Here is a 22,154-nt window from a genome sequence, read left to right as displayed (position 1 = left end):
TTACATTTACGTACCTAACGCAATGATTTCCGTCAGCGTACAGCCACCTCTTGCAGAATAGACTCATCAAAAATCAGACCCTAATTGTAAGCGCCTTCATTTTTTATACAAGTTATTTACATTTCAATTCACCGCATTGGCTCGCCCTCGCTGAATAAAGATAGTCACTGCAACACTCATCGTAATTGTTTCCAGGCACAGCAATGTTAGAGTACAGATTACGGATGAACCCCATATTCTATATTCCAGTCGCTATTACGGCCTATTTTGGCGGCATCCGTTGTGAAATATGTGCGGCGACGCAGCAAGCAGCCAGTACCAGCAGTGAGTATGCCAGCTGGCAAAAGTGGCAACCACAAAAATGTAAACGCTTTCATAAAATCATCAGCAACTGTGCGGAACAACCGTTAATCAGGGTTAATGAATCAAAGCCAGGCCACTATTTTCGACAATACGGGTTATTTAACCAAATTAACTGTTCCTGAAAAGCATTTCCCGAACAATTTACTCACACAAAAATGTAAGCGCTTGCATTTTTAAAATTTATACATATACTCTCACAACAAATTATTAACATTCGTTCATTGGTTTCGCAGTGCTTTGGCATTCGCAGGGGTTATAATCCGGAGAGTAATCATGAAATCAACTACTTTGTCAGTGGCTGCAGCAGCCATTGGGGTTGCAGTGTTAACCGCTTGCAGCACATCAGAAACTGACAGCCAGTCTGCCAATACCGTAACTGTTCCGGATTACTGGCCGCAAATTCAATCGCCTATCAGTAATAATCAAGCAGTTGAAGCCAAGGTTGAAGCGTTATTGGCCGATATGACGGTAGAGCAAAAAGTCGCTCAGCTTATCCAACCCGAGATCCGCGATGTAACGGTAGAAGACATGCGTCGCTATGGTTTTGGTTCTTACCTTAATGGTGGCGGCTCTTTCCCAGGTGCAAACAAACATGCTACGCCGCAGGAATGGATCGACCTGGCCGAAGCCATGTACCAGGCATCCATAGATGACTCACTCGACGGCAGCAGTATCCCCACCATGTGGGGTACCGACGCGGTGCACGGCCACAATAACGTAATTGGTGCCACACTGTTTCCGCACAACATTGGCCTGGGTGCCATGCGCGATCCGGCGTTGATTGAAGAAATAGCTACCGCCACCGCTAAAGAAGTGCGCGCCACCGGTATAGACTGGATTTTTGCTCCGACCGTTGCGGTTGTCCGTGATGACCGCTGGGGTCGCACGTACGAAAGCTATTCCGAAGATCCCGCGATAGTGGGAGAGTATGCACGCGCAATAGTTACCGGCCTGCAAGGGGATATCAGCGACGGCAATATCGACGACCAGCATGTCATTTCCACCGTTAAACACTTTGTTGGCGATGGCGGAACCGATAAGGGCGATGACCAGGGTGACAACCTGGCCAGCGAAAAAGAGCTGTTCGACATCCATGCGCAAGGCTACGTGCACGGCTTAAATGCCGGTTCTCAATCCGTAATGGCGTCTTTTAATAGCTGGCACGGAGAAAAAATACACGGTAGCAAATACTTACTTACTGATGTTCTCAAAGATAAAATGGGCTTTGATGGATTTGTGGTAGGAGACTGGAACGGCCATGGCCAAATCCCAGGCTGTACTAACGACAACTGCCCGCAGGCATTACTGGCTGGCCTGGATGTTTACATGGCGCCTACCCCAACCTGGAAGCCTTTGATGGAAAACCTTATTGCCCAGGTGAAGAGTGGCGAAATCTCTATGTCACGTCTTGATGACGCCGTTAGCCGGGTACTGAGGGTGAAGTTACGGGTTGGGTTATTTGACCTGCCTTCACCAGCTAATCGCAGCCTGTCTGGCGATATGTCGGTTATCGGTGCAGACGCGCATCGCGAAATTGCCCGAGAAGCCGTTCGTAAATCACTGGTTATGCTTAAAAATAACCAACAACTGTTACCGCTTGCGCCTAATAGCCGGGTACTCGTCGCCGGTGACGGCGCGCACAATATTGGCAAGCAATCCGGTGGCTGGACCATTACCTGGCAAGGCACCGGTAATGAAAACAATGATTTCCCGGGGGCTACCTCTGTATACACAGGCATTGAGCAAGTTGTTGAAGCCGCCGGTGGTGAGGCTGAATTAAGCGTAGATGGCAGCTTCACAGAAAAGCCGGATGTAGCGATTGTGGTATTTGGCGAAACACCCTATGCCGAAGGTAACGGTGATATCGCTAATGTGGAGTATCAGCGTGGTGACAAGCAGGACCTGGCGCTGCTGAAATCCCTTAAAGCGCAGGGTATCCCGGTAGTATCGGTATTTATTACCGGTCGGCCGCTGTGGGTTACGCCAGAACTAAACGCATCAGATGCCTTTGTGGTTGCCTGGTTACCTGGCTCAGAAGGCGGCGGTGTAGCCGACGTATTGTTCAGCAAACCAGACGGCTCGGTTAACTACCCTATGCACGGTAAACTGTCGTTCTCATGGCCTGCCGACCCATTCCAGAACCCGGTTAATAAAGGTGATGGTAAGCAATCGCTATTTGCCTACGACTACGGCCTGAGTTACGGTGAAAACGCCGATCTGCCGCAACTCGACGAGTCTGTGAACAGCGCTGCCAACGCCGCCGGCGATGCGGTTATCTTCCAGCAGAGCGTACAACAGCCGTGGTCACTTATCGCTACCAGCGCTGGCGAGCAAGGCGCAATGAATAGTAACGTACTGAGTGTTAATACCCTTAGCATCCGTACTGCCGACCGCCATGTACAGGAAGATACACTGCAAATCGCCTTTGGCAGCAACGAAGACAGCATTCGCTTCTTCTCGCCGTTTCCGGAAGATTTACTCGATTACGCGGTACCAACAGGTGTACTGGCCTTTGATATTCAGCGTTCAGCTTCAACCGGCATGACCGTATCCATGTCTTGTGGTGATGGTTGCGAAGCCGAACTAGCTCTGGACGACTTTACCACTGCTGATAACAACTGGCAGAGCGTAGCTATTCCACTGAGCTGCTTTGTTGATAAGGGCGTTAATCTGCGTGAAATATATGTGCCAATGGCACTCTCTGCCGAGGATGCCACCGAGTTTAAACTGTCAGATATCCGCTTTACCCGGGTAGAAACGCCTGTCGTCTGCCCTGGCTCCTGAGTGTGTGTGCCCTGTGGCCGGAACCATTTATTTGGCCCGGCCACCTTTACAGGGCCTTATATTACTTAAAGTTATCCCTGCAATGTTCTCCGGGCATTTCAAATTCTATGGTGGTATGGTCCAGGTTAAAGGGTTCAAGCGCTTTGGCGACCCGGGCTTTTAATTCAATCAGGGCAGTGACATCGATTCGCTTATCCAGTTCAAGGTGTGCAGTAAGCACGTGACTGGCGCCATCCAGTGACCAGAAATGAACGTGATGCAAAGCACTTACATGCTCAATGTCCTCTAACGAAGCTAAAATGGCGGCGCGTTTATCACCATCGGGACTAACCTGAAGAAATAGCTTCACCGTGTGAATAACGTGCTTCACCACGTTAAACAGAATAAACAAGGTAAAAACTACCGACAACAATGGATCCAGTATCGGCCAGTCAACAAAATGCAGCACGATAGCGACTATCAACACCGCCACCCAGCCGAGTAAATCTTCCAGTAGATGCCAGTTCAGCACCTTCTCGTTTAAGGTGTCTCCACCGTGCAGCTTATAAGCGGCGAAGCCGTTTGCCGCAATGCCTAAAATGGCCAGCACAATCATCCCCTCAGTCACTGGCATTTCAGGTGACCATAGCCGTGGAATGGCTTCAGTTAGTACCCATACCGACCCCACGACCAGGATCAAACCATTAATTAAAGCGCCCAGTAAACTAAGGCGCTTAAACCCATAGGAATACTGTTCGGTAGCGTCGCGCTTACCCACTTTACTAAGATACCAGGCAAGGCCTATCGACAGGGAATCACCCAGATCATGTACCGCATCGGCCATGATCGCCACACTGTTAGTAAGCCAGCCGCCGATAAACTCGATAATGGTAAAAATGAAATTGAGCCAGAACGCCCAGCTGATTCTGTCTTCAGCGATATCATGATGGTGGTGATGACCATGATGATGCTCGTGACCATGGTCATGAGCGTGAGAATGATGATGGTGCCCCTGCCCCAGGCCATGTTTGCTCATATTGGAAACTATGCAACGGGTTGAAATCTAGTGAGCTATCAGCATAGCCATTACCCGGCTATCTGATCAACGGGTTTATTGGCTCATAACGAAACGTCGTCGCTTTGATATCAGTTGACGGGCAGTCTGCTTTTAGCCCGTCGGCCCCTAAAAGTAACCAATCCTCTCTGTGTGCCCGCCCTACAGGGTGTCCTTTGGTCAGGTCTAAACAGGCAGATTCACGACTGGCAGGTAGCAGCAAATGCCCTGCCGGATGTATCTTTAGCCACTGCCACGCGGCAAACATCTCGGCTTCGGGCGGCGTATGATAACCAAAGTGCACAACTGGCCGGCGAGCAAATAGCATAAACTGCTCACCGGTATCTAACAGAGCTATTTCGTGATTGGCAGGAACGCTGCTATCGATTGCCTGCCATACTCCGGCTGGTGTGCGAATTGGGTTAAGTAAGCTGGCAAATCCAACACTGTAACTGCACCATACCACCAGCATGGTGATACCCCAGGCCTGCCAGCCTGCTCTGCGGCGCACCGCGAACAATGCTACCAATACCGCCAGCCCGGTGGCCAGAAACAGACCACTGCCATCCACTTCATAGCGTTGATTAAGTTTAGCAACGGGCCCGGTATCAACCAAGCCCAATCCACCTAAAATGAAAAAGCTGCTGCCAATCAGCAAAGGCAATCCCCATAACGTGCGGGACAACCATTTCTTGTCAGCAATGTGCGGCATAAAAGGTGCCATGGCCAACGCCAGCATTGGTAAAGCCGGCAGGATATAAACCCCACGCTTACCCGGACTCATGCTGAAAAACATCAGTACCAGCAGTACATAGCCCAGTGGCATGATGATACGGGCGTCATTATTTCTCCAGGCGCTGCGCCAGTGCGGCCATTGCCAGGGTAATAACGCCACCAGCGGCAACCACGCCCAGGGCACTACGTTTATCAGAAAGTACCAGAATGGCTTAATGTGGTGCCAGGAGTTGGCGTAGCGGGTAACTGTCTGCTTCATCAGGATATTGTCGCGATAAGCGTTATAGGCCGGATCTAACCTGCCATCCACAGCCAGTAGCATTGGCAGTAGCCATAGCATCAATGTTATCAGCATGGTCAGTACACCTGTTGCCCACCATCCCCAGTGATAGCGCTTTGGCAGGATTTTCACCGGGGTCTGACGCCACAATACAAGAGCATAGGGCAGCAACATCAACAGTGCTAAAAAACCTACCCCCTTGGTCATGATGCCCAATCCCATCGCCACACAACCTGCCAGCCACCAGGTAATATGCCCTTCCTGGCAAAGGATCGCCCGCATTAAGCCATAGCAGCCCAGCGTCACCCACATACATACACTGGCGTCTATTTGTGCGCTTTTCGCCTGCAGAACAAACTGCACGCTGGCCAGCAATAATCCGGCCGCCCACCAGGCTTCCCGTCTCCCCCATAAGCGGCGGCATATATCAAAAACCGCCAACACGGTGACTGTGCCAGCGATGGCTGATGGTAGTAAAAAGGCGACATACAGCGAACCGGTAAGAGCGTAAAAAATCGCGATAGACCACATAAATAACGGCGGTTTATCCGGATACAGCTCATGTCCTCGCATCGGAAACAACCATTGGCCCGTTTCCACCATGTCTTTGGCAATTAACGCAAAACGGGGTTCATCGGCAGGCCAGGGAGCCCGCAGTCCAATACCCAGAGCGAGCAGTAAGAAGGTCAGTAAACCGAGCCAGATTAAATCTGAGCGCTGATAGCGACTGACAGAAGGCAATAATAAATTCATAGTCAATTAGCGCGTTGAAACAGAGCTGGCTGGTTGTTGCTGATACCAGCGATAGAGGTGTGCGCCAAGTAACACCGAACACACCAGTAAGCTCAGGCTAACGCTGATCTGCCACGAAGACATCTGTTCCATGCCCTGCCCCACAAGGGCGAAAGTTAGCATCTGCGGCACGTACCCCAACGCCGATGCGCTGACAAAAGCCCGGCCTTTAATGGTACTGGCACCCGCCACAATATTGGTGAGCGCATTACTGCCAATAGGCAGTAATCTTATTGCCAGGGTCGCGGTATAGGGTTTTCCTGCAAGCAGCGGATGGAGTTTTGCGATCACGCCGGGAAAGCGGCGCTTGACCCAGGCCTGAAAAAAGTAACGGGAAATCATAAAAGTCGTTGCACAGGCAATGGCTGCCATCGCGGTGGAAAGTAACGTGCCTGCTGTCACGCCCAGCAGGCCACCACCAATAAAAGCCACTATCTGACGAGGAAACCCCACCAGCATCAACAACACGCCGGTTACAACAAGCAATGGCCAACCAAGAATCCCCTGAGCGGTAAGCCACCGTTCAACAGCCTGCGGATCCGCGAATTCACCGAGGCTCGCCATTTTTACCAAACCGGCAATAACCAGACAGGCTATCAGCGGCTTTAACAGCGCACGTATACTCGCTTGCAAACGATTCATAGTACTGGTTTTAGGCATCAATCGGTAACTTCCTGAGGATGAGGGCATTTCGCCCGCCTAAGTAACCATATAACACCAAATAAATCCACAATACCCACGCCAAGGCGACTCAACACGGTGTAATTAGAAGTGCCGCAGTGTCGGTCGCGATGATTGACCTCTACGACAAATACGCGTCCTTCAAGGCGCTTTACCAGCGCTGGCAGGAAGCGATGCATATGGTCGAAGTAAGGCAGCGATAAAAAAGTGCTGCGTGGGATCAATTTTAAACCGCAGCCGGTATCGGGCGTTTCATCGTGTAACAAGCGCTGGCGCACCCGATTAGCAATACGCGACTGAAAACGCTTCCAGGCTGTATCCTTTCGATTTTTGCGATAACCGGCGACACAAAAATCTGCTCCCATCGGTTGGCGTGCCGCAACCTCAATGAAACGCGGGATATCCGCCGGATCGTTCTGACCATCGGCATCCAGCGTGATAATCCACTCATAACGAGCATAACGAACCCCGGTTATGATGGCGGTGGACTGCCCCATAGATTTTTCATGCTGCACTACACGCAGGCAAACAGGCAACTCGTTTGCAAGTTCACGTATTTCACTGAGCGTGCCATCCGTACTGCCATCATCCACATAGATGATTTCAAACGCCACGTCTGGCGGCGTATACTGAGTAATCTCAGTCACCAACGGCCGGATATTGCCCTGTTCATTTTTTGCCGGTATCACAAAAGAAACGTTCACAACTCACCACATGTTATTGTTTTCACAATAAGCTACATGAGTTTTATTAAGACAAGCTTAAGCTTAGGTCTAAGTACTAGCGGCCTGACTATATAATGCCGCTATCAATAACCGGTGTAACCCAGTAGCGAATACGATGCTGTAACGATAATGCCGCCAGGGCGGCCGTTAAATTATCCAGCTCTTTATGCTGCAGGCGAATATCAATGCGGCACACCGACCGATGGCCGGCAACCTGCTCACTCACCGAATAATTTGCATGTTCCTTACTGTAGCCTTCAATACCATGCATGGAAAACCCGCCAACAAACGACTGGCACAATAAACAATCCACCACGTTATCGACGGTTTCAGGATCCACAAAGCAGCTAAATATGCATTGTTCAGACATGATGTTTACGCTCCAGAGTGAAATACAGAATCGGCAGAATAATAAGTGTTACCAGAGTGGAGGAAAGCAGACCGCCAATCACCACAATGGCCAGTGGTTTTTGGATTTCAGAGCCCGGGCCGGTAGCAAAAGCCAGCGGCATCAAACCAAAAATAGCCGTGGTTGCGGTCATCAGGATAGGCCGCAGGCGGTCTTTCGCTCCCTGGATAATGTGCTCTTTAAAATCACCAGCCAGCTTTGCCAGCTGCTGAAAATGCGACAGCATCACCACCCCATTGAGTACCGCCACACCGAGTAGCGCTATAAACCCAACTGAAGCGGGTACCGACAGGTATTCACCGGTAAACCACAAAGCAAACACCCCCCCCACCAACGCAAACGGGATATTGGCCAGAATCAGCAGCGCCAGCTTAAGCTCCTTAAGCTGGGTAAAAAGAATGATCAGAATCACGCCCAGCACCAGCGGAATAATAGTCAGCAGGTTATTGGTTGCACGGATCTGATTTTCAAACTCGCCGCCGTAACTTACGGTATAGCCGGTGGGTAGTGACACACTGTTATTCACCTCGGCCGCTACTTCTTCAACAAAAGACGCCAGGTCGCGATTTTCCACATTGGCACTTACCATCACATAACGTAAGGCATCCTCCCGCTCAATCACCGCAGGGCCTTCTACCCGCTCAAGCTGTGCGACCTGAGATAAAGCCAATAAGGTGCCATCGGGCAGCTGGATTGGCAGGTTGGCCAGTTCATTATCGCTACCTATTGCCGCAATACCCTCACGCTGATTAGAAAACATCAGCGGCGTTACGATGCGGCCGTTAATGATGTCGGTAACCTGCACACCGTTCACCTGCATTTGTAAATAGTCAGACAACTCGGTGAGCGACATATCAAATCTCAGTGCGATATCCATATTTGGCTTAATACGCAAATAGTCACCGCCTTCCATCAAGGTTTTGTTTACGTCCACCGCACCCTGCACACTTTGGGTTACCGCGGCAACCTCACTGGCCACATCGGTGAGGCGGGCAATATCATCACCAAAAATTTTAATGCTTACCATGCCGGTGCTTCCGGTAAGCATTTCAGAAACCCGCATTTGGATTGGCTGGGTAAAACCGTAGTTAATACCGGGGAAGCCCTTTAAAACCTCACGAATAGCGTTGGCCAGTTCGGCCTTAGTGTCGAAGCGCCATTCGTCGGTGGGGGCAAGCTGCATAAAGACATCCGTTTCATTGAGGCTCATGGGATCCAGCCCCAGTTCGTCCGAGCCGGTGCGCGCCACAATTTGCTTAATCTCCGGAACTTCGGCGAGTAACGCCTCTTCAATTTGCTTATCCAGCTCAAGGGAGGCCGTTAGCGAAAGTGTGGGGGATTTTTCCAGTTGCACAATCAGGTCGCCCTCATCCAGGGTTGGCATAAAGGTTTTGCCCAACTGCGTAAAGGCTAGCACAGTGAGGGCAAGGGTTATCGCCATCGCAATGAACAGAGTTTTCGGTACCGCTATGGCTTTTCGCAAAGCGCTTTCAAAGCCGTTTTGTAATGCCTGCAAATAACCCGGAAGTTGCTGCGGCGCTTTACGAACAAAGAACGATGCCAGCACCGGAATAATGGTAAAGGCACTTACCAGCGCTACGGCCATGGCAAACATGATGGTCATCGCCACCGGGCTGAACAATTTGCCTTCAAGTCCGGTGAGGGTTAGCAAAGGCGTAAAGACCACCAGCACAATCAGCGTACCGGCGATGACCGGCGTAGCAACCGCTTTAGCCGAACGATAAATCACATGCAGCCTTGGCAAAGGTACTCCCCGGGAAAGCTGCGAAACGATATTTTCCACCACGACCACCGAGGCATCCACCAACATGCCAATGGCAATTACCAGACCGCCCAGGCTCATGAGGTTAGCGGTAAGGTTAGCCACGCTCATAAGATAAAAGGTGATAAGTACTGCTACCGGAATAACACAGGCCACCACAAAAGACGCGCCAATCTGGCCAAGAAACACCGCCAGTAGCACTACAACAATCACAATTGCCTGTCCGAGCGCACTGGTGATGGTTCCCACCGCGGTATCGATGAGGTTTTTGCGGTTATAGAATACGTTTACCTCGGTGCCGGCAGGTAAACCGGGCTTAATTTGCGCAAGCTTTGCCTGTACTGACTCCACCACCTCGGCGGTATTACTGTTTTTTAGCGCCACAATCAGCGCTTCGGTGGTTTCTTCACCGTCTTTAGTGACCCCGCCATAACGGGCCAGGCTGCCTACCGACAAACGGCCAATGTCGTCGAGTCGAATGGCACCACCATCTTTAATGGCAACCACTCGTTCAGCCACGTCTTCCAACTGAGTGAAACGCCCCTCGCTTCGAACAATTAGCGTATCATTACCCACCTCTATGCGGCCGATGCTGCCATTAATATTCGATCTGGTCAGCGCGTCGGCCACATCAGGCAATGTCAGGCCCAGGGCACTCATTCGCTGTACATCCGGAGTGAACTGCACAGTTTTGGTATAGCCACCCAACACATTCACCTCTGCCACACCGGCAACAGTGCGCAGCGCCGGCCGTATCTGCCAGTCCAGTAAATGCTTGCGCTCCATGAGTGACAGATTGGGGTTTTCCAGGGTCAGCATAAACATTTCGCTGAGCGGCGTACTCATTGGTGCAATACCACCGTCTACCGTGGGCGGTAATTCACTCCACAGATTATTCAGGCGTTCCGCCACCTGCTGCCGGGCCCAGTAAATATCGGTCCCCTCCACAAAATCCAGGGTAATAGAGGTAATGGCGTATTTAGTGGTTGAGCGCAGTACTGCTTTATCGGGGATCCCCAGCAACTCGGTTTCCAGTGGCTGGGTAATTTGCGCCTCAATTTCTTCGGCGGTCATGCCCGGCGCTTTAATAATCACGTTAACCTGCGTGGGGGAAATATCCGGAAACGCATCTACAGGCAATTTCAGCCAGGCACTTACCCCGGCTGTCAGGGCTACGGCAAACAGCGCCAACACGAAAATTCGCTGACTTAAGGAAAATTGGATCCAGCGGGCAATCATTTATTCGCCTCCCAAACCCAGTAAAATGCCTTGCACCGCACTCACTGACGAGGTGAGTACCTGCGCATTCTTAAGCTGTTTACTATCGGCAATCAGCAGTTGGCCATCGTGACGCCCCAGCACGGTTACCGCCACCGGCACTAACTCTAACCCGTCTTTAGCCAGGGCATAATACTCGCCCTCAAAAAAATAAACGCTTGAGGCAGGCACAGCCAGGCCCGCCTGCTCGATGACCGGTGTCACCATAACCGCATCAGCAAAATGTAGCGCACACTCAGTATTGCCGGTAACCGGGGCGCTCCATAACCGGCTGACCAGCCCCCTGCTTAAACGTTCGCGATAGGTAACGTCAAGATGACAAGTACCCACCGTTAATGCCGATACCTTATCGGCTAGCTGGGATGGCAGCTGTACTTTCAGGCGTAACGCGCTCTGTTCAATCACTTCACCATAAACAAACGCTTCGGTATCCAGTTGTTCACCGGCCGGGATAAACACACCGGCTACGGGAGCAGTGAGTAACGCCGAATCGTCATCATTTGCCAGCTGTAACAGCTCTTCGGCATGTTCAAGGTGGCCCAGCTCAAGTTTACTGGCAAAGTAGTGATCGGTAATTGCCTGCCAGGATTGCTGATTTATGGACTTGCTTTTAAATAATGGCAGATTTTGTTGGTATCGCTGCTCTGCGTGACGGTAAATCTCCTTTTGAGCTCTTAACATTTCGTAGAAATGATGAACCTCGCTGCCGGTCAGTTTAACCAGCGGAGTGTTAGCCTCCACAACGGCTTGTGGCGCTACCAGGTACTGCTGCTGCAACACCCTAAACGGCAATACCAGTTGATAGCCATTCCCTGGAAGGTAGCTTACCTCACCGCTTACTGCCGGTGTTGGCACAGCAGGCACAATCTGTGGTGCGGCAAAATTCAGTGACAGGCGACCAAGCGATTCAAGGGGGATACGCTGTTCTTGCGCTGAAGCAGCAGAGACTGTCAGCACTAACAAAAGAAAAGAGAAAAATGACTTCATAGCACTTGCCCTGCCAGTTGATTAAGTTGTGCAACAAGTTGTTGCTGAGAAAGTTTGAGTTGTTCCAGTTGATAGGTGCGGTCACGCTGCTGTAGCAACGATTGCAGCCAGTTGCTTTGCTCCAACTCGCTGCTCTGCTTTAACCGTTCCAATTGCTCAACAATTTGTTCGCCGATAGCGACTTGCTGTTCACCAATGGCAATTTGTTCTTCCAGCGATGAGAGGCTGGTCATATTCGTGCTGAGCTGCTGCTGCAACGTAATTTGCAGATTCATCAGAGTTTGTGAAAGGGCCAGATCGGTTTGCTGCCAGGCCTGTAAATTCTGCGGGTTGGCAGGCATCTCAATGGCCAGCGGGATCCCTACCGCGATACCTATCTGATTTTCATCGCCCATCACGCTTTGTAAGCGCCTCGCCACCAGCGCAACATCCCAGTTGCTCTGACTTTGCCGGCCATACTGATAAGCCGCTGCGGCATATTGCTTCTGCAAGCTCAGGAGTTTCAATTCAGGGTGACGATTCAGTGCGCTGTCGATATTAGCGGGGACTGATTCTGCCATGTTGGCAGGGAGTGTCTGCGCACCGGTAAGCTCGGTATAAGCTCGCATTGCACCGGCTAATTCCGCTTTGGCGCTAACCAGTGCCTGCTGCACATCAAGTTGCTGCTGTTGCCACTGCAAATAAGCTAAGCGTGATAGTTCTCCGGCGTTAAATCGCTCGGTTAACTGAGTGCCCAGCCGGGTGAGCCATACCTGCTTATCACTCAACGCGTTGACCTGCTGGCGTGCCATGGCTGCGCCCCAGGCACGCTGCCTTAACAAACCGGAGACCAGCAACGTCTGCTGGCGCTTTTGGGCAACCAAGATGGCCTGATTGGTTTGCTCCATCTGGTCAAATAAATCCAGATTATCTGGCCGCTGGATTTGCATGCCAAGTCGCACTTCAATCTCATCGGTGCCGGTAGCCAGGTTAGATTGTAACGCGGAGACTTCCAACGTCGGCGCGCCGATGAGCCAGCGACTCAGCGACGAACTCTGATGAGCCATCCAGTCAGAGGAATAATTCTGCTCGACGCGCTCTTGAGCTTGAGCACGTAGCGCCGCTAAATCAGCGAGCTCTGAAGCCTGAAGATGAGTAGAGAAACTGCCACTCAGTATCGGAATGATAGCGGTGGTTAAGAACACGAAAACACGGTAAAAATACATAGCAATAGTCCCTGTAAGAGGGAGTCAAGATGCCAGATTATTCCCTGCCTGCCTATCGGACATCTGCCCCATAAGAGATTAAAGCACTGATTCAATTAACTTTTTCAGTGCAACTTCTGCGACTGGCTAATACTGTTCTGATAGGTCAGAAGCTCGCCATCAAGGTCGACACCGGCCTGGTCGCCGGCCTGCTTTATTTCGTAGTGACTAAGCCCCTGAGCCCATCGGGCAAGGGCCCATAAATGCAGTACCCTGGTACCGGTTCGGCAAATGGCATGGACCCGGCCTTCGGCGCCCAACAGGATCCGACCAAATTCGGCAACATCCTGCTGAGTGTAGTTACCACTCACTACCGGGATAAAGTGATAATCCAGGCCAGCACCCCCTGCCCAGTTGCGTAACATGGCATCCGGGATCTGATTAGGTTCTTCAAAGTCCGGGCGGCCATTGATCAGCGTGGTCACGCCTGCCTGGACGAGGGTAGTAAAGTCGCCCTTGGTTAACGGTCCCGAAACGCTAAAATGATGATTTATAATACGAATGTTCATACCGATACCTCCACAAAGTACAGCGTGTACAGCGACGAGAGAAAGATAAAACTCCCCATTACAATTAACATCACGCCAAAGCCTTTTTTCAGCTGCTGCTGAGGTAAGCGCCCACCAAGCTTTGTACCGAACAGGGAACCGGCAGCGCCGATAATCACCATTAGCGTGATTAGCTGAAAGTCGAAGGGCAGTTCACCAAGCTGGCTGAACAAATACAGGTATTTGCCAAAACCCACTACCGACTGCATTACAATAATCGCCAGGCTGGTGCCCACGGCCTGGCGCATAGAGACACCACCGAGAGCCAGCAGGGCCGGTACAATTAAAAAGCCACCGCCAACCCCCACTAAACCTGCAATCATGCCCACTACTACAGCTGCCGGAATAAGCTTTATCAGTGACACCTCATTACCGGCAGCAACGTTAACGGGCTTAAGCATAAAGCGGCTGGCGAGCAACATAATGACCGCAAACAACACCAACTGCGCCAGACCACTGAAGTACTGGGAAAGTTGCGCCCCCAGATAGGTGCCAACCATACTCGGCAAGCCAAAACTGACTACTTTCTGCCACGCCACCAAACCGGCTCGTTGTTGACGCCATACCCCCGCCAACGCAATACCGCCCACAATCAACAGGGATTCAGCAATCGCCACTTTAGGCGGGCGCTCGACCACATAGGTCAACAGTGGCACGGTGAGAATCGAACCACCAGAGCCGAGCAAACCAAGACTCACGCCAATCACAATAGCGCCGATAAGGGTGAGCAACATGACTACGACTTAACCGTCAGGGGGATTTTCAGGTAGCACTTGCCATTGTCTTCCGCCGGCGGCATCTGGCCCGCTCTGATATTCACCTGAATCGCAGGTAGCAGCAGTTTAGGCACCGCCAATGTGGCATCCCGGGCTTCCCGCATGGCCACAAAATCGGTCTGGCTGACACCATCTTTTGCGTGAATATTGTTGCGACGCTGCTCAATCACCGAGGTTTCCCAGGCGAAGTGGTCCCGCGTGGGGCTTTTATAGTCATGCCCCACGAACATTCGGGTAGCCTCCGGTAAGGCCAGAATTTTACGAATAGATTGATAAAGCGTTTGTGCACTACCGTTAGGAAAATCCGCCCGGGCTGTACCGTAATCAGGCATAAACAAGGTGTCGCCCACAAACACCGCATCTTCTATGTAGTAAGACACACAGGCCGGGGTGTGACCGGGCGTATGCAGCACTTCAATATCTAAGTGCCCCAGCGTAATCATTTCGCCGTCGACAAACAGCTGGTCGAACTGACTGCCGTCGGTGGGAAACGTGCTTTCCAGGTTATAAATGGCTTTAAACGTGGATTGTACCCGGCGAATATGATCACCTGCACCAATCAGCCCACCGAGCTTTTCCTTGATGTAAGGGGCAGCAGTAAGGTGGTCGGCATGGGCGTGGGTTTCCAGGATCCATTCCAGTGTTAAGCCATTTTTGTCAACGTAACTGACAACTTTGTCAGCGAATTCATGGGAAATCTGCCCGGCTGCGGCGTCGTAGTCGAGTACCGGGTCGATAATTGCGCAGCTGTTAGTGGCACGGTCAGTTACCACGTAGGTCACGGTAAACGTGGGATCATGGAAAAATGGCGTGATCTGAATTTTGCTCATTTGCCGGCTCTCTGTATCAAAATAGAATGGGTCTTTAGTGTGATACAGCAAAAGCTTTGCCAGCTGGCCCGGACGCTATCCATAACTGCGTATAACAACGCCAAAGAAAAGCTTAATTAATTGATTATTAAAGATTTATATTATTTAGGATTTTTTAATTTTAATGGCATAATTCGCCAAATACGTTGTTGAGCAGGTACCCTCTGCCGGCTTTAACAATGACGTTTTCCAACCCTTATGCGTTAGCTCGCAAACCCAGCTAATCACTGGTTGTTTTGCACATTGTGTGGAGCAGTTTTTGTATGTTGTCTTGTGTGGATTGTGGTGCCTGTTGCGCCACCTTTCGGGTGTCTTTTTACTGGGCGGAGTCCGACCCGTTTGCCGGTGGTTCGGTTCCGGCCGAACTGACTACTAAAATTTCGCCAAACCTGGTGTCGATGGCAGGTACTAATCAGCCTGACCCAAGGTGTGTCGCCCTGACAGGCGAAATTGGTAAACAGGTGAGTTGCAGTATTTATGAACAACGCTCGTCAACCTGCCGGGAATTTGAGGCCGGCTCGGCCGATTGTTTAAAGGCCCGGCTAAAGCATGGGATCACTGACGATGTTATCCCTATCCGCGTTGCCTGATGAGATTAGCTGGGCGGATTTAGTATCAGCGTGTCTTTGCATTGCAGTTCAGCCGGATACACGTGGCTGGCAATGATGATAAGACGCGTTGCGGCTTCCTGTTGTAACAAGGCAACCAGTCGGCTAACCGCTGCTCCATCGAGCCCCTCAAAGGGTTCATCCAGCAGCCACACGGGTGACTGGATAAGCATTGCTCGTGCTATGCCTAAGCGCTTGCGCTCGCCGCCTGATAATGCGCGGCCACCCGGACCGAGCCATTCGCCCAGATCTTTGAGCTGAACAAGGCCCACCTTGGCTAGCACGTCATTTAGCTGCGTCGCCGAAAAGTCCCGGCCCAGGGTCAGGTTATGTCTGAGCGTGGCGGCGAGGATCACCGGTTGCTGCTCCAGATATAGCCAGCCTTCAATCAGGCCCTCCCCCGGTGCATCACCATCGCAAAGGCGTTGCCCATGGCTGGCTACCAACCCGCTGATAGCCTGCAATAACTGGGATTTACCTGCGCCGCTTGGCCCGCCAACCAGGTAAAGACCGCTGGCATCAAATTCCGCCGTCACGTTTTGTTCGGGTAAGTTCACTGAACCAAAGCCTGTAAGAGTGAGCGTGTTGGACAGTGGTGCGGCGTCTGTGAGTTGCAGAGACTCTAATGGTAGTGTTTTAAGTGCCTGTTTGCCCTGCACATACCGGTTTAGCGCAGGCTGACCATTAAAGGAGCGGCCCAGCCAGTCACCGGCGCTGAGCAACAGCATGGGCACCACCAGCAACAGCGGGTTACCGCCTTTCCCCTCAAGTTGAGTATGGATAGCCAGATAAATAATCACCAGCATCAGCGCCCAGGCAAGCCCCTGAAACACCCACGTACTCTGCAAAGTAAGCCGCTGCTGGCTGGTTTCAGTTTGCCACAACGCTTGTGCGGAGGGTAACTGCCTTAACTGCTCTTGCACTGTTTTTAAATGCCAGATGGCCACACTTCTGAGCACCACATCGGATTGCTCTCTGAACTTATGCTCCTGAAGCACCTGAATTTTAGCTAAAGTGAGCCCTTGCACACAAAGCACCGACATGATCACCAGCCAGATAACACCAAGTGCTATTGTCCAGCCAGCAAAAGGGATATCCAGCGCCAGCAGCGCTACTGCGCTCACCACCAGCATAAGTACCGCAGAGGCCTGCTGAGAAACCCAGCCGACCCACACCGCTGCGATGGCCTCGGTATGACTGGCCAGCGCTTCGACTTCCTCACTACGCTGGCGGATCTGCGCGGCGAACAGCCGTTCGAATAATTGCACGCGTAGTAGCGAGGTGAGTTGCAACAGATGTTTATGGCCCACCCACATATGAGCATAGCCACTACCAATGCGTATCAGCGCCAGCGCTCTGATCACTACCGCTGGCAGCATGTAGTTAAAATTTACCGGGGCCACAGCGCAGGCGGCAATAAACCACGATGACACAATCAAAATGGCCAGCCCGGCACCGCCGTGCAGCACTGCCAGTAACACGGTAATGAAGGCTTTCACGATAGCGCCTCCCCAGCTGTTTGCTGCACCCTGCGGTTTTCCACCTGCCAGGTTCGGTTAAACCAGTTATCCGGCAGCGCCTTATGGGAAACCCATAACACGGTTCGCCCCTGCCCCAGGCTATGAATAAGCAGACTGAGACTGCGATGCTGCGTCTCAGGCAAATGCGCGGTAGGTTCATCGAGTAGCCATACTGGTGCGTCTGACAGTAATAAGCGCGCCAGAGCCAGGCGCTGAGCCTGTCCACCAGAGATCGCGGGCACTTCAGCTAGGGGCGTATCGAGCCCTGCCGGCAACGAGTCCAGCCATGCTCTAAGCTCGACTTCACTGAGCGCTTGTTCCAGCCTGGCAGTGGTAAAAGTGCGTTGATAATTGAGATTTTCCCGCAGCGTGGCGGGTAACAAAACCGGATGCTGAGTGAGCATGGCTACCCGACAAGGCAAGCGGTAGTTCCCCATACGTTGGCCGGCGAGGGCTTCCAGTAACAACGTTTTACCACTGCCGGACGGCCCGGTTACGGCCACCCAGTCACCAGGCAGCAGCGTTAATGACTGGCTGGTAAGCAGATTATCGGCCAGTTGTAAGCTGAAATGCTGTGTCTTGGTCAGTTCGTTGGCCGGTTCATCCAATTTCCCGGCATCCAAGGGCGCAAGCCAGTTACCGGCAAGATCCCGCGCGGCTTCAGCTTCGGCCTTCTGGTGATAAAACTGCCCCAGCGCTTTGAGTTCAGAAAACAGCAATGGCGCTGTCAGTAACAACCATAAGCCAGAATGCAGCGTAAGCTCAGGGCCTAGCGAGAACTCGCCCAATAAACTAAAGCCAATGAACACCGCAATTAAGGCAACGGCAATGGTCGAAAAGAAATCCAACACGGTATTGGATAAAAACGCCACGCCAACTACCTTCATGGTGCGTTCATTCAGGTCGTCACTGGCCTGTTTTAATAGCTTTTGTTCTATCTGGTGGGTGCGAAAAGTGGCCAGTAGGCCTAACGCGGTGAGGCGATCAACAAACAGGCTGCCCAGGCGGGTGAGGGCGACAAAGTGTTTGCGCTGAAGTGCCGCGGCGCCCTTACCCACCAAAATCATAAACAGCGGAATAAGCGGTAACGTGATTAGCAGGCTGCCACCCACCACCGGGTTGACCACAAAAATAAACAGCAGCGCGAAAAACGGCGTAAGCACCGCCACATATTGTTGCACCTGATAGTCGTAGCGCCAGTGAACCAACGCGCTGATGTGCCTGGTCCATACCGATTGCCAAAAGTAAGCCGAATGGGTACTGACTAACGAGGTTTGCTCTGCCACCAAACGCTCGGCAAAGCGCTTTTCAAGGCCACTAAGTAAATCGGTTTTAGCCTGCAAGGTACGCTGATAAGCATCGCCCTGCAGTAGCCAGGCCAGTAATAACGCAGCCGCCAAACCCAGCCAGTCACTCATATCCGGCTGCTGAGCCAGCACCACCCAATCGTGCATCATCGCGGCAAACAGCCAGTAGCCGGCAATTAAACATAACAGCCGGGTGGTTTTTATGGCCACCAATAAAAACAAGGTGCTGCGCGATGCAACACCCTGCCTGGTGACGGTGGCGTTAAACCACCGCACAAGGGACTGACTCTCTTTCACTACTGATCTTCTGGGTCTTCAGGGCGGTCCAGGTTCTCAGTCGATTCTAACCACATGGCGTTAATAATGCCAAATGAACAAGCCAGTAACACACCCAATATCCAGGTAAAATACCACATGTTCTGTTCTCCTTAATAAATCGCGTGAGATGAGTCTAAATCGCTGTTTTTTATGCGACCGCGCATCACGTAGAAGCCGTAAGCGGTGTAGCTTAAAACAATGGGCACAAACACACAGGCTACGCCAAACATAATCTTCAGGGTCATTTCACTGGATGTTGCATCCCAGACGGTTAAGCTGGCCATCGGCATGGTGGTACTTGGCATGAGGAATGGGAACATTGAGAAGCCCGCTGTCAGAATAATACCGGTCATCATCAGCGCGCTGCTCACAAATGCCCAGCCACCACGACCAGCTTTGGAGAAGAAAGCGCAAGCCAGGCCCGCCCCAATACCTAACAGTGGCGCCACCACCATCCAGGGGTATTTGCTGTAGTTGGCCATCCAGGCACCGGCCTCAACCGCCACTTCTTTCTTAAGCGGGTTAGACGTAGCCAGTGTATCCACGGCTGAAGTAACCACAAAGCCCTCCAGTCCAAAGGCAACCCACAGGCCAGCTAAAATAAACAGCACCACGGTTGCCAGTGACAGTACCACGGACACTGCGCGCGCCCGCACTTCAATAAAGCTGTCGGTCTTCATTTGCAGCCAGGTAGCGCCGTGATTGAGGATCATCGCGACTGAAACCAAACCCGCTACCAGCGCAAATGGCGTCAGCAGGCCAAAGAACGAACCGGTATAGGTGGCTTTTAAATTGCCATCCAGCTCAAAGGGTACGCCCAATAGCAGGTTACCAAAGGCCACGCCAAAAATTAACGCAGGCACGAAGCCAGAAGTGAACAGCGCCCAGTCCCAGCTGGTACGCCAGCGCTTATCTTCTAATTTGCTGCGAAAATCAAAGCCCAGCGGCCGCATCCATAAGGCAATCAACACCAGCGCCAGTGCCAGATAAAAGCCCGAGAAGGCGGTGGCATAAATCATCGGCCAGGCCGCAAAAATGGCACCACCGGCGGTGATAAACCACACCTGGTTACCGTCCCAGTGCGGACCCACTGTGTTGATCATTACCCGGCGCTCATCGTCGGTTTTACCAATCAGGGTGAGCAGTGCGCCAACCCCTAAATCAAATCCATCGGTGATGGCAAAGCCAATTAGCAGTACACCAACCAGCACCCACCAAATTACTCGTAGTACTTCATAATCAATCATGCGTTTGCTCCTTGAGTACCCAGGCCAATAGCATCATCCAGTTTGTTATCATCTTCCGGTGGAACCGGCCCTTTTTTGGCGTATTTCTTCATCAGATAGAAGCCAATCACAAACATCGTGGCGTAGAACAGGGTGTAAGCCACCAGCGTAGTCACTACGTCTGAAACAGACAGATTAGACACCGCGGTATGTACTGGTAGCACTTCGGCGATAGACCAAGGCTGACGGCCATACTCGGCCACAAACCAACCGGCTTCACAGGCAATCCATGGCAATGGCAGTGACCATACTGCCGCTTTTAACAACCAGCGGGGCTGAGTAATACGGTGCTTAGTGCTGTAATAAAATGCCGCAATAAACAGTGCCAGCATCAAAAAGCCTGCGACCACCATCAGGCGGAATGAGTAAAACAGCGGTGCTACCGGAGGGATACTGTAATCCACCGCTTTCTCCAGCGCTTCTGGGGTAGGCTGAGTAATGTCGTCAGTGAAAGGTTCCAGCAACAGCGCATAACCTAAATCGTCTTTGTTGCGTTCAAACATCTCAAGCTCCGCAGGCGTTGCTGTGCCATCTTTCACTTTTTCCAGCTGTTTCTGCGCCTGCACGCCTGACAAGATACGTACCCGGTGTATCTCTTTAAGATCCTTGATCCCCATCACTTCTTCATCCAGTGAACGGGTCGCAATAATCCCCATGGCCCACGGGATCTGAATAGCGAAATCCATTTTCTCTTCTTCGTCATTAGGAATACCGAACACGGTAAACGCCGCTGGAGCCGGATGAGTTTCGTACTCGGCTTCCACAGCCGCCAGTTTTACTTTTTGCACGTCGCCCAGCTCGTAACCGCTTTCGTCACCTAACACAATTACCGACAAGGTAGCCGCTAAGCCAAAGCTGGCCGCAATCGCAAAAGAGCGACGGGCAAAGGCAATATGTTTATGCTTGAGCAGATAGTAACTGGAAATAGCCAGTACAAAGATGGCACCGGTGACATAGCCTGCAGAGACAGTGTGGACAAATTTAACCTGGGCTACCGGGTTAAAAATCACTTCGCTGAAGCTGGTCATTTCCATGCGCATAGAATCGGTATTGAAGCTTGCCCCCACCGGAAACTGCATCCAGCCGTTGGCAATCAAAATCCACAGCGCAGAGAAGTTTGAGCCAATGGCCACTAGCCAGGTTGCCATTAAATGCTTCACTTTAGACATTTTGTCCCAGCCAAAGAAGAACAGCCCCACAAAGGTCGATTCTAAAAAGAATGCCATTAACCCTTCAATGGCCAGCGGAGCGCCAAAAATGTCGCCCACGTAGTGAGAATAATAAGACCAGTTCATACCAAACTGGAACTCCATCGTTAGCCCGGTCGCAACGCCAATGGCAAAGTTAATCCCAAACAACTTGCCCCAGAACTGGGTCATTTGTTTGTAGATTTCTTTACCGGTCATCACATACACCGACTCCATAATGGCTAACAGGAATGTCAGGCCAAGGGTCAGCGGGACAAAGATAAAGTGGAACATTGCTGTTAAAGCAAATTGTAACCGCGATAGTTCTATCAACGTATCGCTCATGGGACTCTCCTTTGATATTTCTAAATACTAAACCGGGTTCTTTCTGCAGCGTGGTCGGAATGACCCATGCTGCAGGTCTGTAATAATTGCTACCTGAGAAGCCAACAGGCCCAGGGCTTTTTACACTTTATAAATTGCACTCTGCATAACTTGCGCCAACCGGAATAAAACAATTAACTAACTGATATTATTAAATTAATAAAACCCCACTAGTTCGGCGGGTGGAAATCTGCTAAGCAGCGTGGCGCCTGGCTGACATATTTGTCAGTAGCCTGTCAGAACTGACAAACATCGTT

General features: G+C 51.5%; 18 protein-coding genes. 2 read left to right on the top strand and 16 right to left on the bottom strand.

The window, feature by feature from the left end; translation table 11 throughout:
• Positions 1–636 precede the first annotated feature (636 nt).
• Positions 637–3,147, top strand: coding sequence for a glycoside hydrolase family 3 protein (locus tag AC566Q_RS01160; protein ID WP_499612816.1), 2,511 nt, complete (start codon positions 637–639; stop codon positions 3,145–3,147).
• A gap of 61 nt (positions 3,148–3,208) precedes the next feature.
• Here the strand turns inward: AC566Q_RS01160 and AC566Q_RS01155 are convergent, their stop codons facing one another.
• The 11 genes from AC566Q_RS01155 to AC566Q_RS01105 form a co-directional block, all read right to left on the bottom strand.
• On the bottom strand, positions 3,209–4,162 hold the full coding sequence (locus tag AC566Q_RS01155) for a cation diffusion facilitator family transporter (RefSeq protein WP_499612814.1): 954 nt from the start codon (positions 4,160–4,162) through the stop codon (positions 3,209–3,211).
• Between the two features lie 58 nt (positions 4,163–4,220).
• Complete coding sequence (locus AC566Q_RS01150; protein WP_499612812.1) at positions 4,221–5,948, bottom strand: ArnT family glycosyltransferase; 1,728 nt, start codon at positions 5,946–5,948, stop codon at positions 4,221–4,223.
• 6 nt (positions 5,949–5,954) lie between these two features.
• The gene (locus AC566Q_RS01145; protein WP_499612811.1) at positions 5,955–6,647 is read right to left on the bottom strand and encodes a TVP38/TMEM64 family protein; all 693 of its coding nucleotides are present in this window, start codon (positions 6,645–6,647) and stop codon (positions 5,955–5,957) included.
• Positions 6,647–7,372, bottom strand: a complete 726-nt coding sequence (locus tag AC566Q_RS01140) for a glycosyltransferase family 2 protein (protein WP_499612809.1) — start codon at positions 7,370–7,372, stop codon at positions 6,647–6,649. The genes AC566Q_RS01145 and AC566Q_RS01140 overlap by 1 nt, the downstream gene beginning before the upstream one ends.
• A gap of 88 nt (positions 7,373–7,460) precedes the next feature.
• Positions 7,461–7,763 carry a DUF3240 family protein gene (locus AC566Q_RS01135; protein ID WP_499612807.1) on the bottom strand — a complete coding sequence of 101 codons (303 nt, stop codon included), beginning with the start codon at positions 7,761–7,763 and terminating at the stop codon, positions 7,461–7,463.
• Positions 7,756–10,824, bottom strand: coding sequence for an efflux RND transporter permease subunit (locus AC566Q_RS01130; RefSeq protein WP_499612805.1), 3,069 nt, complete (start codon positions 10,822–10,824; stop codon positions 7,756–7,758). Before AC566Q_RS01130 ends, AC566Q_RS01135 begins: the two co-directional genes overlap by 8 nt.
• Entirely contained in the window at positions 10,825–11,850 is a 1,026-nt protein-coding gene (locus AC566Q_RS01125; RefSeq protein ID WP_499612803.1) for a hypothetical protein, read from the bottom strand. It abuts the gene before it with no gap.
• On the bottom strand, positions 11,847–13,055 hold the full coding sequence (locus tag AC566Q_RS01120; RefSeq protein WP_499612801.1) for a TolC family protein: 1,209 nt from the start codon (positions 13,053–13,055) through the stop codon (positions 11,847–11,849). The genes AC566Q_RS01125 and AC566Q_RS01120 overlap by 4 nt, the downstream gene beginning before the upstream one ends.
• A 104-nt stretch (positions 13,056–13,159) precedes the next feature.
• Positions 13,160–13,603: a protein tyrosine phosphatase family protein gene (locus AC566Q_RS01115; RefSeq protein WP_499612799.1), complete on the bottom strand. Its 444-nt coding sequence runs from the start codon at positions 13,601–13,603 to the stop codon at positions 13,160–13,162.
• Positions 13,600–14,376: a sulfite exporter TauE/SafE family protein gene (locus AC566Q_RS01110; RefSeq protein ID WP_499612797.1), complete on the bottom strand. Its 777-nt coding sequence runs from the start codon at positions 14,374–14,376 to the stop codon at positions 13,600–13,602. The genes AC566Q_RS01115 and AC566Q_RS01110 overlap by 4 nt, the downstream gene beginning before the upstream one ends.
• A gap of 2 nt (positions 14,377–14,378) precedes the next feature.
• Positions 14,379–15,248, bottom strand: coding sequence for an MBL fold metallo-hydrolase (locus AC566Q_RS01105; protein WP_499612795.1), 870 nt, complete (start codon positions 15,246–15,248; stop codon positions 14,379–14,381).
• A gap of 302 nt (positions 15,249–15,550) precedes the next feature.
• On the opposite strand from AC566Q_RS01105, the gene AC566Q_RS01100 reads away from it, so the two are divergent.
• Positions 15,551–15,877, top strand: coding sequence for a YkgJ family cysteine cluster protein (locus AC566Q_RS01100; RefSeq protein ID WP_499612793.1), 327 nt, complete (start codon positions 15,551–15,553; stop codon positions 15,875–15,877).
• A 5-nt stretch (positions 15,878–15,882) separates the two neighbouring features.
• Here the strand turns inward: AC566Q_RS01100 and AC566Q_RS01095 are convergent, their stop codons facing one another.
• Genes AC566Q_RS01095 through AC566Q_RS01075 form a run of 5 tightly spaced genes read right to left on the bottom strand, consistent with a single transcriptional unit; the run spans position 15,883 to position 21,858 of the window.
• On the bottom strand, positions 15,883–17,394 hold the full coding sequence (locus AC566Q_RS01095; protein WP_499612791.1) for an ATP-binding cassette domain-containing protein: 1,512 nt from the start codon (positions 17,392–17,394) through the stop codon (positions 15,883–15,885).
• Positions 17,391–19,019, bottom strand: coding sequence for an ATP-binding cassette domain-containing protein (locus AC566Q_RS01090; RefSeq protein ID WP_499612789.1), 1,629 nt, complete (start codon positions 19,017–19,019; stop codon positions 17,391–17,393). The genes AC566Q_RS01095 and AC566Q_RS01090 overlap by 4 nt, the downstream gene beginning before the upstream one ends.
• Positions 19,019–19,138: a cytochrome bd-I oxidase subunit CydX gene (cydX, locus tag AC566Q_RS01085; protein ID WP_070177514.1), complete on the bottom strand. Its 120-nt coding sequence runs from the start codon at positions 19,136–19,138 to the stop codon at positions 19,019–19,021. The genes AC566Q_RS01090 and cydX overlap by 1 nt, the downstream gene beginning before the upstream one ends.
• A gap of 12 nt (positions 19,139–19,150) precedes the next feature.
• Positions 19,151–20,287, bottom strand: a complete 1,137-nt coding sequence (gene cydB / locus AC566Q_RS01080; RefSeq protein ID WP_499612787.1) for a cytochrome d ubiquinol oxidase subunit II — start codon at positions 20,285–20,287, stop codon at positions 19,151–19,153.
• Positions 20,284–21,858 (bottom strand): cytochrome ubiquinol oxidase subunit I, encoded by a 1,575-nt coding sequence (locus AC566Q_RS01075; RefSeq protein WP_499612785.1) that lies wholly within the window; start codon positions 21,856–21,858, stop codon positions 20,284–20,286. Before AC566Q_RS01075 ends, cydB begins: the two co-directional genes overlap by 4 nt.
• Positions 21,859–22,154 lie beyond the last annotated feature (296 nt).

This window comes from Alteromonas sp. H02, assembly GCF_059682525.1.
The sequence above is the reverse complement of the archived record's forward strand: the minus strand, read 5'-3'. Positions and strand labels throughout refer to the sequence as shown.

Coding starts and splice junctions, on each gene's coding strand:
- AC566Q_RS01160 (WP_499612816.1), top strand. CDS start 637: ATGAAATCAACTACTTTGTCAGTGGCTGCAGCAGCCATTGGGGTTGCA.
- AC566Q_RS01155 (WP_499612814.1), bottom strand. CDS start 4,162: ATGAGCAAACATGGCCTGGGGCAGGGGCACCATCATCATTCTCACGCT.
- AC566Q_RS01150 (WP_499612812.1), bottom strand. CDS start 5,948: ATGAATTTATTATTGCCTTCTGTCAGTCGCTATCAGCGCTCAGATTTA.
- AC566Q_RS01145 (WP_499612811.1), bottom strand. CDS start 6,647: ATGCCTAAAACCAGTACTATGAATCGTTTGCAAGCGAGTATACGTGCG.
- AC566Q_RS01135 (WP_499612807.1), bottom strand. CDS start 7,763: ATGTCTGAACAATGCATATTTAGCTGCTTTGTGGATCCTGAAACCGTC.
- AC566Q_RS01130 (WP_499612805.1), bottom strand. CDS start 10,824: ATGATTGCCCGCTGGATCCAATTTTCCTTAAGTCAGCGAATTTTCGTG.
- AC566Q_RS01125 (WP_499612803.1), bottom strand. CDS start 11,850: ATGAAGTCATTTTTCTCTTTTCTTTTGTTAGTGCTGACAGTCTCTGCT.
- AC566Q_RS01120 (WP_499612801.1), bottom strand. CDS start 13,055: ATGTATTTTTACCGTGTTTTCGTGTTCTTAACCACCGCTATCATTCCG.
- AC566Q_RS01115 (WP_499612799.1), bottom strand. CDS start 13,603: ATGAACATTCGTATTATAAATCATCATTTTAGCGTTTCGGGACCGTTA.
- AC566Q_RS01110 (WP_499612797.1), bottom strand. CDS start 14,376: ATGTTGCTCACCCTTATCGGCGCTATTGTGATTGGCGTGAGTCTTGGT.
- AC566Q_RS01105 (WP_499612795.1), bottom strand. CDS start 15,248: ATGAGCAAAATTCAGATCACGCCATTTTTCCATGATCCCACGTTTACC.
- AC566Q_RS01100 (WP_499612793.1), top strand. CDS start 15,551: ATGTTGTCTTGTGTGGATTGTGGTGCCTGTTGCGCCACCTTTCGGGTG.
- cydX (WP_070177514.1), bottom strand. CDS start 19,138: ATGTGGTATTTTACCTGGATATTGGGTGTGTTACTGGCTTGTTCATTT.
- cydB (WP_499612787.1), bottom strand. CDS start 20,287: ATGATTGATTATGAAGTACTACGAGTAATTTGGTGGGTGCTGGTTGGT.
- AC566Q_RS01075 (WP_499612785.1), bottom strand. CDS start 21,858: ATGAGCGATACGTTGATAGAACTATCGCGGTTACAATTTGCTTTAACA.